Source organism: Micromonospora sp. NPDC005163 (genome assembly GCF_053599835.1).
Genome location: NZ_JBSFYP010000013.1, coordinates 1 through 12,484 on the forward strand (window position 1 = coordinate 1; position 12,484 = coordinate 12,484).

General features: G+C 74.8%; 11 protein-coding genes and 1 pseudogene. 6 read left to right on the plus strand and 6 right to left on the minus strand.

Annotation, left to right across the window (positions count from 1 at the left end; genetic code table 11):
• Positions 1–475: 475 nt before the first annotated feature.
• Positions 476–1,147, minus strand: coding sequence for a DUF3159 domain-containing protein (locus ACWD6N_RS11685; protein ID WP_387329853.1), 672 nt, complete (start codon positions 1,145–1,147; stop codon positions 476–478).
• Positions 1,148–1,293: 146 nt separating this feature from the next.
• Here ACWD6N_RS11685 and ACWD6N_RS11690 point away from each other — a divergent pair, with 146 nt between their 5' ends.
• Together ACWD6N_RS11690 and ACWD6N_RS11695 are read left to right on the plus strand one after the other, a co-directional pair.
• A complete protein-coding gene (locus tag ACWD6N_RS11690; RefSeq protein ID WP_354966356.1) occupies positions 1,294–2,181 on the plus strand; it encodes a phosphatase PAP2 family protein in 888 nt (295 codons plus the stop codon).
• Positions 2,182–2,189: 8 nt separating this feature from the next.
• Positions 2,190–2,858, plus strand: coding sequence for a maleylpyruvate isomerase N-terminal domain-containing protein (locus ACWD6N_RS11695; protein WP_354966355.1), 669 nt, complete (start codon positions 2,190–2,192; stop codon positions 2,856–2,858).
• A gap of 6 nt (positions 2,859–2,864) precedes the next feature.
• Here the strand turns inward: ACWD6N_RS11695 and ACWD6N_RS11700 are convergent, their stop codons facing one another.
• The 3 genes and pseudogenes from ACWD6N_RS11700 to ACWD6N_RS11710 form a co-directional block, all read right to left on the minus strand.
• Positions 2,865–3,728 carry a DUF1028 domain-containing protein gene (locus tag ACWD6N_RS11700; protein ID WP_387329768.1) on the minus strand — a complete coding sequence of 288 codons (864 nt, stop codon included), beginning with the start codon at positions 3,726–3,728 and terminating at the stop codon, positions 2,865–2,867.
• Positions 3,729–3,779: 51 nt separating this feature from the next.
• Positions 3,780–4,541 (minus strand): low temperature requirement protein A, encoded by a 762-nt coding sequence (locus ACWD6N_RS11705; RefSeq protein WP_450004688.1) that lies wholly within the window; start codon positions 4,539–4,541, stop codon positions 3,780–3,782.
• Positions 4,542–4,623: 82 nt separating this feature from the next.
• Positions 4,624–5,049 (minus strand): annotated as a pseudogene (locus ACWD6N_RS11710) (low temperature requirement protein A); the annotation flags it as partial.
• Positions 5,050–5,156: 107 nt separating this feature from the next.
• On the opposite strand from ACWD6N_RS11710, the gene ACWD6N_RS11715 reads away from it, so the two are divergent.
• The 4 genes from ACWD6N_RS11715 (at position 5,157) to ACWD6N_RS11730 (ending at position 8,686) form a co-directional block, all read left to right on the plus strand.
• Positions 5,157–6,140: an LLM class F420-dependent oxidoreductase gene (locus ACWD6N_RS11715; RefSeq protein WP_387329857.1), complete on the plus strand. Its 984-nt coding sequence runs from the start codon at positions 5,157–5,159 to the stop codon at positions 6,138–6,140.
• On the plus strand, positions 6,137–6,928 hold the full coding sequence (locus ACWD6N_RS11720) for an SDR family oxidoreductase (protein ID WP_387329773.1): 792 nt from the start codon (positions 6,137–6,139) through the stop codon (positions 6,926–6,928). The genes ACWD6N_RS11715 and ACWD6N_RS11720 overlap by 4 nt, the downstream gene beginning before the upstream one ends.
• Before the next feature lie 233 nt (positions 6,929–7,161).
• Complete coding sequence (locus tag ACWD6N_RS11725) at positions 7,162–8,175, plus strand: hypothetical protein (RefSeq protein ID WP_387329776.1); 1,014 nt, start codon at positions 7,162–7,164, stop codon at positions 8,173–8,175.
• 103 nt (positions 8,176–8,278) lie between these two features.
• Positions 8,279–8,686, plus strand: a complete 408-nt coding sequence (locus ACWD6N_RS11730) for a hypothetical protein (RefSeq protein ID WP_387329779.1) — start codon at positions 8,279–8,281, stop codon at positions 8,684–8,686.
• 145 nt (positions 8,687–8,831) lie between these two features.
• On the opposite strand, the gene ACWD6N_RS11735 is transcribed toward ACWD6N_RS11730, so the two are convergent.
• Complete coding sequence (locus ACWD6N_RS11735; protein ID WP_387329781.1) at positions 8,832–11,300, minus strand: transglutaminaseTgpA domain-containing protein; 2,469 nt, start codon at positions 11,298–11,300, stop codon at positions 8,832–8,834.
• Entirely contained in the window at positions 11,276–12,475 is a 1,200-nt protein-coding gene (locus ACWD6N_RS11740; protein ID WP_387329784.1) for a DUF58 domain-containing protein, read from the minus strand. The genes ACWD6N_RS11735 and ACWD6N_RS11740 overlap by 25 nt, the downstream gene beginning before the upstream one ends.
• Positions 12,476–12,484: the final 9 nt, after the last annotated feature.

The following is a 12,484-nucleotide window of genomic DNA, read 5'->3' on the forward strand; positions in this document are numbered from 1 at the left end:
AGCCGTCAGCCTGCCGAACGCGGCGTGACCTCGTGCTCATCACCACGAGCCGTCACGATCCGCAAGCTCGGCCCTTCAAGGTCGAGAAGCTGACCTACCACCGGTTCTGCGCGCAGCGATGTCGCCATGGCGCACGCCGACTACGGCAACCCGTTCCCGAACGGCTAACAGCACCCCTGGTGTGGGCGGCGTGCCCCGCCCACCCCGGGGTCCGGCCGGGTCCGGGGGAACGACGGGACCCGGCCGGCGCACGGCCTGACACCCCCGGTCAGGCCCGGCCATCCGGCCAACGCAGCGGATCGGCCGGCCCGCCCCCACCGCCCGGACTGGAGGCTGTCGCGAAAAAGCCCAGAAATTTGGGCCGTCACGGGATCACACCGAAGACGGTGACGGAGTAACGTACGTCACCGGAGAGGCCGCTCCCCCCGTGGCGGCCTCTCCACTTTTTTGCCCGCCAACGCACTGCCCGCGCGGGTCATCCGGGCGGCGCGGCAGGGTCCCCGGTTACCGGGTGACGCAAGCCCGGGTGCCCGGGCGGCAGCGACCGGCGCAGCAACACCCAGCTCACCGCCAGCGCCGCCGCGACCAGCGGCCAGGTCAGCGAGACCCGGGCCACGACCAGTGCGAGCACCTGCCCGCTCAGGTACAGCGGCACGAACACCGCAACCCGGAGCACATAGGTCGCCGTCCACACCCAGCTCGCCCGGGCGTACCCGCGCAGCAGCGCCGGGTCGCGCCGCCACCGGGAGCGCTGGCCCAGCGCCGCGCCGACCAGCACCCCGAGCAGCGGCCAGCGCACCACGATGCTGACCGCCCAGGCCAGCGCGCTGGCGGCGTTGGAGAGCAGCTGGATCAGGAAGAAGTTCTCGGCCCGGCCGGTGCGTACCGCGATCAGCGCGGCGACGCAGACGGCGAGCAGTCCGATGAGCACTGAGCGGGGCCGGTCACCGCGACGCAGCCGGACGCCGGCCACCACCGCGCCGACGGCCAGCGCCGCGCCGACCCCGGCCCAGATCGACTCTCCGCCGAGCAGCCAGCCGGCGGCGAACGCCAGCGGTGGCAGGGTGGCGTCGATGGCGCCGCCCCGCCCGCCGAGCAGGTCCGTCAGCGATTCGGCCCGGGCCGGCCGATCGGGGCCCGTGTCGATCCCGCCGTGCCGGTCGGGGTCGGGCGCGGCCTGGCCGGCGTCGCGCTCCGGTGTGCCGCCCACCGTCACCTCCTCGCCTCCGCTCCAACCTAACCGCCGGCCCCCGGTGGGCCACCGGCCGCCCGGCGGACGCCGGCCGCTACGGTGTGCGGATGCGCGCGACGGCAAGGGGTTGGACCGCGGTCTGGTTGGTCGTCATGGCCGTCGTCCAGGCGGCTGCCTTCCTCGTCGTCTGGCGGGTGGCTGTGCACTCCGAGATCGGTCAGTGGATCGACACGGTCGCGTTGACCGGCAACCGGATCGGTCAGGATCGCATCGACGGACCGGTCGACAAGCTCCTCAACGCGATGTCGGTGGTCTCCCTGCTGGCCGCTACCGCGACGATCGGGTTCATCGCGCTGATGCGGGGGCGGATCGCCCTCGCGATCACCGCGACCCTGCTGATCGCCGGCGCGAATGTCTCCACCCAGCTGCTGAAGTACGGGCTGAACCGGCCGGACTACGGCCTCGACCCGGAACGCGCGGGGGTGGGCAACAGCCTCCCCAGTGGGCACACCGCGGTGGCCGCGTCGGTGGCGGTCGCGCTGATGCTCGTGCTGCCGCCCAAGGTGCGGGCGGTCGGCGCCTTCCTCGGCGCCGGCTACGCGGCCGTCGCCGGGGTGGCCACCCTCTCCGCCGGCTGGCACCGGCCCAGCGACGCCGTCGCCGCGTACCTGGTGGTGGGCGTCTGGGCGGCGCTGGCCGGGCTGGTTCTGCTGGTCACCCAGCGGGAGCGGGCGAAGGTCGCCCCCGGCGACGCGCACCGGCTCGCCGCCCTGCTGCTCGGCGCCGTCGGCGTGCTCGCCCTGATCGGCTGCGTGCTGGCCCTGTCCTGGCTGGTCGAGCTGCGCGACACCGGGCCGGACGAGCTGACCCGGCGGCCGCTCTTCGTCGGGTACGCGGGCAGCGCCGCCGGCATCGCCGGCACGATGGCGGTGGTGATGGCGCTGGTGCTCATCGTCGTGCACCGGCTGGTGCCACGGGTCAAGGGCTAGAGCTGCCGGTGGATCCCGTCCGCGTGGCGTTCCGCGCCGAGTGCGCCCGACTCACCGAGATCCTGGCCGAGCTGGACGACGCCGACCTCGACCGGCCGACCGGCTGCCCGCCGTGGACCGTCCGCGAGCTGATCGCGCACGTGCGTACCGGCGCCGGCCGGCTGACCGACATGCTCGCCGCGCCGGCCCCGCCGCGCGCCGAGGTGGACGCCGCCGAGTACTTCGGCGCGGCGAAGTTCACCCCGGAGGTGGACGCCGACCGGATCGCCGGCGGCCGGCGGGACGCGCTACAGGTGGACCGGGCGGCGCTGGCGACCGAGTTGGACCGGGCTTGGCGGGCCACCGACGCCGCGGTCGCCGCGGCCCCGCCCGAGCGGCTGGTCCGGACCCGGCACGGCGACGCGATGCGCCTCACCGAGTTCCTGCGGACCCGGGTCCTCGAGGTGGGCGTGCACGGGCTGGACCTGGCCGCCGCGCTGGACCGCCCCCCATGGCTCACCGCCCAGGCGGCAGCGGTGATCGTCGACCTGCTCACCGACGGACGGCCGGCGCCGGCCGAGTTGCGCTGGGACCGGCTGACGCTGATCCGCAAGACCACCGGGCGGGTGGCACTGACCGGCCCGGAGCGGGCCACGGTCGACGCCGCCGGGTTCCGCTGGCTCGCCTTCGGGAGCTGACCCGGGTCAGCTCGCGGAGCGGGGCGCGGGCACGTGCGGGGCGACGCCGCGCAGGTGCGTCAGCACCACCGGGTCGATCCGCCCCGGCACCAGCCGCTCTTCGAGGTTCTCCAGCCCGGCCCAGGAGATCAACGCGCCCTCCGGCCCGTCGTCGGCCACCGGGTGACCCAGAGCCCTGAGCAACGCCGCCACCTCGTCGGCCACCGCGCCGCTGAGATCCAGCAGCGTGGCCGGGTCGGGCCGGCTGAACAGCAGGGTGTGCACGGCGAGCAGCCGACCCAGCTCGGCCACCGGATCGGGGTGGTCGTCGACCCGCAGGTCGATCAGCACGTCGCTCCTACCGCCGTACCCGCCGTCGCGCTCGACCACCAGCAGACCGGCGCTCTGCCGGCCCCGCCGGTCGCCGCCGGCGTCGTCACCGGCGCGCAAAGCGGCCACCAGCCGCTCGGCGAACGGCAGCGCCGAACCGGCCAGCCAGGCCTCGCCCAGCGCGTCGACAACCTCCGGGCCGGTGAGCACGTTGCCCTGTGCGGCCCAGCCGTCGCCGGTGCGCCCACCGGCCCACGGGTGGCAGGCCGGCCCGGTCCAGCTGGCACCCGGACCACTGACCCCGACCACGCCGAGCTGGCGGTGCTCCCGCTCGGCGTCGGCGGCGATCAGGCCGGCCACCACATCGGCGGCCGGCACCCCGGTGCGCAGCAGGGTCAGCCCCTGCGGGCGGTAGGCGAGGTTGACGTGCGCCTGGGTGGCCAGCGCGCCGACCTGGGCCTCCGCGGCCGGCACGAGCGCCCCGGCGGCGAGGAACTTGCTGGCCACGACGACGCCGTGCAACCGGCTGTCGGCAGAGCGGGCCACGAGGGAGAAGGTCACCTGCCGAGATTAACCTGCCGCGCCGCCATCATATCGGCGTACCCCGATGGCTCAGAACGGCGTCTTCGGCGCCTCCGGTGGGGCGCCGCGCGCCCGCCGGGCGTCGGCGACCGCGACGGCGGCCAGCACCAGCACCACGACGGCGGTCGTCGCCACACCGGGCAGGAGCAGCAGCGGCGCCGCCACCACCGCCAGCGCCAGGAGGGCGATCCACCGCGACGGCGAGACCCGTCCGAACACCTCGTACTCGAAGCGGGCCCGGCCGGCCAGGAACAGCGCCGGCCCGCCGAGCACCATGGCCAGCCACGGCCCGGGCATCCGGTCCAGCGGATGCTCGATGATCAGCTCATAGCCGACCGCGGTGCCGGCCAGCCCGATCACCATCAACCGGTGGGTGTCCGCCGCCGAGCGGCCGATGTTGGCCGGGTGCCGGGCCTGCGCCACGGCCTCGCCCAGGATCTGCCCGGCGCGCTGGAAGTAGATCCGCCACAGCGTGATCGTGGTGGCCAGCGCCAACGCGAACGCCAGCGCGTGCCCCGACCGGTACGGCCCCTTGCTGTACGCCAGACCGGCCACCAGGATCGTCTCGCCCAGCGCGATCAGAAAGAACTGCTGGTAGCGCTCGGCCAGGTGCTTACCGGCGATGTCCCACTTCGAGATCGTCGACCGGCCCAGCCCCGGCACCGGCCAGCCAGCCCGGTTGGCCGCGTACTCGATGACCAACGCCGCCGACCACGCCACCACCTGCTGGTTGGTGGTCAGCATCGCCCCACCGATCCAGAACACCCCGCTGGTGGCGTACACGATCGCCATCCGCACCTTCAGCCGGCGGGTACGGATGCGGCCCCAGCGCGATCGACAGGATCAGCGGCCGGGACACCTGCGCGACGACGTACGCCACCGCGAACATCAGCGCCGTCTCGGTGAACGCCCGCGGGATCGCCACCCCCATGACCATGCTGCAGACCAGCGCGGTCATCACGACGGCCTGCAGCGGCACCCGGTACGGGTCGTAGCGGCTGGTCGTCCACGCGGTGCCCTGCCAGAGCGCCCAGAGCGCCAGCAGCAACAGCAGCGTCTTGCCGCCTCCGGTGACCGCCGCCCAGCCGTGCTCCCGACCCGGATCTTGGGCCAGGTCCTCGAAGACACGGGTGGAGATCCGGGTGAGCGCGAAGACGTAGACCAGGTCGTAGAAGAGCTCCAGGAAGGTGGCCCGGTTCGGAGCGGCCCCCGCCGATACCGGCTCCAGGCGACCCGCTGCCCTGGAACCCACGGTCAGCCGCCCGCGCGGTCGGTCCGGTCCACCTGGCAGTCGTAACACCGCCGGACCGGTCGGGCGGACCGATGCCGGCAAATCCGCCCGGTTCGGGGATCTTGCTCGCGGACCCGGTCAACGGGCACGATCGATCGGTGACGAATCGATGGGGCATGACGGTCCCGCTGGGCGGGATCCCGCTGGCCGACCACGCCGCGGTCTACGCGACGCTCGACCGGGCCGGGTTCACCGACGTCTGGTCGTCCGAGGTCGCCGGGACCGACGCGTTCACCCCGCTGGCGCTCGCCGCCGCCTGGCAGCCCCGGCTACGGCTGGGCACCGCGATCACCCCGGTCTTCACCCGGGGACCCGGGCTGCTGGCGATGAGCGCGGCGGCGCTGGCCGAGGCCGCGCCGGGCCGGTTCGCGCTCGGCATCGGCGCGTCCTCGCCGGTGCTGGTCCGCGACTGGAACGCCGTGCGGTTCGACGAACCGTTCCGGCGCACCCGGGACGTCCTGCGCTTCCTGCGCGCCGCGCTGCGCGGCGAGACCGTGGACGAGGTCTACGACACCTTCACCGTGCGCCGGTTCACCCTGGAACGGCCGCCAGCCGTACCGCCGCCGATCCTGCTCGCCGCGCTGCGCCCCGGCATGCTCCGGCTGGCCGGCGCGGAGGCCGACGGGGTCATTCTCAACTGGCTCGGCGCCGACGACGTGCCACGCGCCCTCGCCGAGCTCGGCGAGCGCCGCGCCGGCTTCGAGGTCGCCGCCCGGATCTTCGTCTGCCCCACCGAGGACGCCGGGTACGCCCGCAAGCTCGGTCGCCGGCTGATCACCAGCTACCTCACCGTCCCGGCGTACGCCGAGTTCCACCGCTGGCTCGGCCGTGAAGAGGCGCTGGCGCCGATGTGGGAGGCGTGGGCCGCCGGTGACCGGCGCGGCGCCAGCGCGGCGGTGCCGGACGAGGTGGTCGACGCGCTCGTGCTGCACGGCTCGCCGGAGCACTGCCGCGCCGAGGTGCGCCGCTACGCCGACGCCGGCGTGGACGTGCCCGTCCTCGCGCTGCTGCCCACCCCCGAGGTGACCGCCGGCGGTGCGGCCGCACTGACCACCCTCATCGCCCAGCTGGGCACCGACCCCGTAGGAGCGTCGACGTGAACCTCACCGACCGGATCGTGGTGGTCACCGGCGGCGCCGGCGGCATCGGGGCGGCACTGTCCCGCAGGTTCGCCGCCGAGGGTGCCGCCGCCGTGGTGATCGCCGACCTGGACGGCGACGCGGCCCGCGCCGTGGCCGAGGGCATCGGCCCGCTCGCGCACGCCAAGGCACTCGACGTCACCGACGAGGATCAGGTCCGCGCGCTGGTCGACGACACCGAGCGGCGGTACGGCCGGATCGACCTGTTCTGCGCCAACGCGGGCGTGACCACCGGCGGGGGAGTGGAGGTCGACGACGCCGGCTGGGACCGCGCGTGGCGGGTCAACGTCCTCGCCCACGTCTACTCCGCCCGCGCGGTGCTGCCCGGGATGCTCGCCCGGGGCGGCGGCCACCTGCTGCACACCTGCTCGGCGGCGGGCGTGCTGACCGCGGTGGGCGACGCCGCGTACACCGCGACGAAGCACGCGTCGGTGGGCTTCGCGGAGTGGCTGGCCATCACCTACCGGGACCGGGGCATCCGGGTCAGCGCGCTCTGCCCGCAGGGCGTCGACACCCCGATGCTCGCCGACGGAATCGTCGAGGGCCACCTGGGCGCCCGGGTGATCGCCGCCTCCGGTGCGGTGCTCACCCCGGACCAGGTCGCCGACGCGACCATCGCCGGGCTGGCCGAGGAGCGCTTCCTGATCCTGCCGCACCCCGAGGTCGCCGACTACGCGCGCCGCCGCGCCGAGGACCCGGACGGCTGGCAGGCAGGCCTCCGCAAGCTCATCCGCCGCCTGACCGCCTGACCCCTCAACCCCTGAACCAAGCGCAAGGGCCATCCCCCAGCTGCGGGACTGCATTCACTTCTGCTGGGGAGGAGGAGTGCGTCCATCGCCGCAGATCATTGGTTCATGAGTGTCGCTGTGTGGTCGCCAGGTTCCGGTGTGCCGACACGGCGCTGCGCGTAGGGGGCGACATGTCAGACCGTTCCGCTCGTACTCACCGATCCGCAGCGAACGACGCGGCCAGACCGTGGGCGATGGCATGCGTCGTCTTCGTCGTCGGTGAGGTGGCTCTGCGTCTGTACTGGATCGCGGGTGGCCGGTGGGGGTACACCGCCTGCGACCGCACTGATCTGGTCGATCCGGCGGGTGGATGCGGCGCGGACCGCGTGGAGACGCTGCCGTTCTGGGCGGGACGGGGAGCGGTGGGAGTCGGTGTCGCTCTCGCAATGATTGTTGTGTGCGCCATCCGGTTCCCGGGCCGCGCCGCGGCCGCCGGGAGTTGGGCGGCGAGCGCGCTGCTCCTGGTCGTCGCGTTCCCGCTGCATCTGCTCTTCGAGGTCCCGGCGGCGTTGGCGGGGCGTCCCTCGGACTGGCGTGACCTCGGCGCCCGACTCGCGTTGGTAGCGGGTGGCGTCCTGTTCGCCGGGCTTGCGAACGCATCCGGTCCCCAGCGCGGAGCGGTGAGTTCCGGCTACCAGCCGGTGCCGCGGTGGACGCGCCTCTGGGCGTACGCGGCTGTCGCGCTGCCGGTGGTCGGCTGGGCCGTGCCGCACGCGCTCTGGGTGCTCGGCGTTCCGTTCGGCATATCCGAGCGGGAACTGAATGACATCCACCTGAATCTCTCGACGCCGACGGGCGTGGCGATCACTCTCGTCCCGCCGCTCGCCGGCCTGCTCGTTCTCGGGTTGGTACAGCCGTGGGGGCAGCAGTTCCCGCACTGGGTGCCGGGGCTGCACGGTCGACGGGTTCCCCGGCTGCTGGCGGTGATCCCGGCCGGGGTGGTGGCGCTCGCGCTGGTCACCTACGGCGTGTTGAGCGTCGCGGTGTTCGTCGGCCAACTACTCGCGGGTGACCTGCGTTGGTCGGACGTGTGGGAGGGGTGGGCGGTAGCCACCACGCTGCTGGTGTTCCTCGGCTGGGGAGTGTCGCTGGGCGTCACGACCACCGGCTATGCCCTCGCCACCTGGCCGCGTCAGGAGCAGACAGACGCCGCCAGAGTCCCAACGGCTCTGGCCCTCGAAGATCGGAGCACCGATGGGCCCCACTGACTCTCACCGCGCCTGGGCCGCCGCCCCGCCACCCTGGGCCGTCTGGGCCGCCTACGCCGTCCCGCTCTGCGTCCTGCCGTCCGCGGTCTGGCGACTGTCCCTCGTGTTCACCGACGATGCCGTCACCCCGTGGTACATGATCTTCTTGTCCGCCCTGTCGATGGGGCTGGCGCTGTTGACACTCGGGCTGGTGCAACGCTGGGGACAACGACTTCCGCACTGGGTACCGCTGCTCGGGGGCCGTCCGATTCCGGCGCGCCCAGTCGTGCTCGTCGCGCTGATCGGCGGTTCGGTGCTCGCCGCCATCTGCGTGTATCTCTTCTTGAACAGCAGGTTCCATTTTGTGGAGCGCGGTTGGGTGGGGATAGGCCGCGACGAACCGGCACATCAGGCTCCGGGCTGGGAGGTGCTGTGGTTCTACGCCCCGATGGTCGCATGGGGGCCCCTCGTCATCGCCGTGGCCGCCGACTATGGTCGGCGCGTCGGCCGGGTTCGATCACCGGCTCGATAGCGTCTTTCGACGCGCAAGCAGATTGCGTCCGAGGACCGGTGATGCGTCCTCCAGCGCTTGGACATGACCCCCGCCCCCGGACCTGCCTCCGGTGATCAAGAGGTTTGCGTCAGGAATGGGTCCGCAGGCGACGCAAAGTTCTTGATCACCGCGGGGACCGGCGGGCGCGGTGCAGGGGGGATGGGTGGACGGACCAGAGCAGGCGGCGCCACCAGGGTCGGGCGGAGCGCAGGGTCGCTGTGTAGACGGTGGCCAGCTCGGCGGCGCGAGCCGCTTGGTCGGCCGTTGCGGCGCCGGGGGCGAAGCCCACCTGATTGAGCAGGGCCGCCAGCTCGTCGACGGCCGGAACGTCGCCGGTTGTGCCGTCGCCGGTCGCGCCCGGTCGGGCGTCGGCGAGGGCCTGGCGGGCCCGCCCGGCCACCTCGGTGGCCGCCAGGTCGGCGCCGACCGGTCGACCGGCCAGCCGCAGCGCGTCGGTGACCTCCCGCCAGGCGCCGGCGATGCGCTCGCCGGGGTCGCCCCGGCCGAGCCGGGCGCGGGTGAGTGAGCGGCGCATCGCCAGCAGAGTGAGCAGCAGGGCGCCCACCACCAGCAGCAGGCCACCACCGCCGCCCGCGACCAGCACCGGGGTGGACACGCCACCCTGGCCGGCCGGCCCGTCGGCGACGGACACCGGCTCCGGGGAGGCGGTGGGCTCCACGGTGGGCTCCGGCGCCTCCGACGGCGGCGGATCCTCCGGCGTCGGGCGGAAGTCCTCCTCCACCGGCCTCGGCTCGTTGTCCGGGCGGGGCAGCGGGTCGAACGACACCCAGCCCAACCCGTCGAAGAGCACCTCCGGCCAGGCGTACGCGTCGCCGGCCCGCACCGGCCCCTGCCCGGTGGACCCGAAGCCCACCACCACCCGGGTGGGCAGCCCGGAGAGCCGGCCGAGCACCGCGAACGCCGCGGCGAACTGCTCCGAGGTGCCCCGCTGCCCGCCGCCGTTGCGCGGGCCGAAAAGGAAGAAGCCCAGGTTCGGGTACGCGTGCCCGCTCGGCGCGTCCGCCACCACCCGGTAGTGCTCGACCAGGAACTGCTCGATCGCCGCGGCCCGCGCGTACGGGGCGCCGTTCTCCTCGGCGAGCTGCGCGGCCAGCCGGCGCATCGGGTCGGGCACCCCGTCGGCGACCCGCAGCACCCGAGCCACCTCCGCACCGGCGGGCACGTTCGCGGTGGCCAGGAGGTTGCTGTCCGGGCGTTCGCGGGCCGAGGTCACCGTGTACCGCAGCCCCGGGGTCAGCCCCTCCGGCCGGATCAGCGTCCCCGTCGCCGGGTCGTACGCCACCCGCGCGCCGCTGACCTCGCTCGGGGTCGCCACGGCCGGCAGCAGCCGGCCGCTGAGGTCGGCCACGGTGATCTGCTGCCGGACCGTCTCCACCGTGCTGTCCCGGGCCGGCGTCGCGGCCGGCAGGATCCGACCGGCGTTGCGGTAGTTGGCGCCGACCCGCCAGGTCACCCCGTCGTAGTCGCTGAGCACCGCGAGGCGGATCCGCACACTGTCACCGGCGTCGTCCGCCGGCTCGTCGTCGGTGCCGCCATCCGGCCCACCGCTCGCGGTGCCGCCGTCCGGGGGCGTCACGCCGCCGGGACGGACCGTGCTCACCTCGAGCAGCTTCTGCTCGGGGTGCAGGGCCCACCCGGAGATCCGGATCAGCGGGTTCTCGTCCAGCGTCTGCACCTGCGGCGGCTCCACGTACCGCCGAGGGTCCACCGGCCGACCGTCGACCTGACCGGCGACGACCGGGCCGAGCAGCGCCACCAGCCCGACCACCAGGGCCACCCCGAGCGCCGCGGTGGCGGCGAGCCGGACCCGCACCGCCGCGCGGACCCGGGGGGCGAGGCCGGCGGCCGGATCACCGCCGGTCGACGGTGACCCGGCGGGCGCCGCCAGACCCACCGCGGCGATCGCGACGAACGCGAGCGTCGCCCCGATCGCCGGTTCGGCGTTCGGCCCGACCACATAGAGGGCGGCGGCGAAGAGCCCCGCCGCCGGCAGGTAACCCAACAGCACCCGGCCGGTGCGCAGCGCCACCTCGGCGCCGGCCAGCCCGGCCAGCCACGCGGCGACCACCGGCATCAGCACCGTGTCCGGCGTGGGCTCGACCGGAATCATCGCGGTGAGCAGCCGGGGGATGCCGTTGCGCGCGGCGTCCGCGGTCACCTCCAGCAGGCTGCCCGGCAGCTCGGCGCGGGCGGCGGCCAGCCGCAGCGACCAGAGTGTCCAACCGGCCATCGCGGCCACCGACACCGGCGCCACGAGCCACGAGGGCAGCCGCCGGGCGGCCACGCTGACCAGCACCGAACCGGCTGCGGCGCCGATGACCAACCGGGTCAGCAGGTCGCCGGCGTACACCCGGCCGAGCACCACCCCGGCGAGCGCGGTCAACCCGATCAACGCGAGCGGGACGACGGCGGCCCGCAGTGCCCGCCACACCCGCCCGGGCCAGTCCCGCTGTGCCGAGCCGTCGATCGGCGGCGTGCCCGGACTCGTCCCGGATCCCGCCGCGCCGGCGGTGGTCGCAGGGCCCGGTCGCTGCTGGTCGACGCCCGTCACCACCGGCGCACCCCGTCCCACTCGGCGGCGAACTGCGCGCCGTCCGCCGCGTCGACCACCACCAGGCCCGCCGTACCGGCCGGCGTGGGCTCGGCCGGGCCGAACACCCCGACGACCACCGACGGGTACGCGCCGCGCAGCGCACCCACGTGCCCCAGGTCGGCGCGGCCACCCGGCCCGGTCAGGAAGATCAGCGTGTCGCCGAGCCGGTCCTGGCGCAGTCGGGTGGTGGCGGCGCGCAGCGCGTCGTCGTCGCCGGAGAGTTCGGCGGCGGCGAGCCGGTCCAGCGGCCCGAGCGGGTGGCCTTCGCCGTCCACCGCACCGTCGGCCCGGTCGCCGCGCCCCCGCTCGACCGACGTGGCGGGCTCCGCGGCGACCAGTACCAACAGCACCGGCAGGTCCGCGCGGTGCGCGGCGGTGACGATCGACGCCGCCGCCTCGCAGCCCGACTCGAACGACTCCGCCACCCCTCGCACCCGTGCGGGGTGCGCGGCGGCGCGGTTGTCCAGCAGCACCACCAGGCGGGGGAGGCTGGTGTCCACGTTCTCCCGCACCATCAGCTCGCCGACCCGGGCGCTGGTGCGCCAGTGCACCCGGCGCAGCTCGTCGCCCACCACGTACTCCCGCAGCGAGTCGAAGGTGATCGACCCGTGCGGCACCCCGTCCACCCGGCCGTCGAGGCTGCGCCCCGCGCCGGTGGGCACCGCCGTCAGCGGGTGGACCCGGGGGTGCACCCACACCGGTGTGCTCGCACCGTACGGGCGGGTCAGCGCCACCAGGCCCAGCGGGTCCCGCCGGGTCACCCGCAGCGGCCCGACCGGCACCACCCCACGCCGATGGGTCGGCACGTCGTAGCGGACCTCGGTGTCCCGGCCGGGCCGCAGGCGCAGCAGCGGCACCGGCACCGTGCGGTCCCCACACCGGTCCTCGGCCAGCAGGTTCGCCGAGCGCAGCCGGCCGGTGTTGCGGACGGTCAACGTCATGCTCGCCGGCTCGCCGCGGGCCACCCGGTCCGGGTCGGCGCGGCGGGCCACCACCAGCCGGGGCCGCCAGGCCGCGGTCAGCGCGGCGTATCCGACGGCCGCGCCGGCCGCCGCCCCCAGCAGCGTCAACTCGGGGTACGCGAACCGGAAGCCCACCCCGAGCAGAACGACGGCGGCGACGAGCAGCCCGACCCCGCGGGCGGTGATCCCCATGCGCTGCTG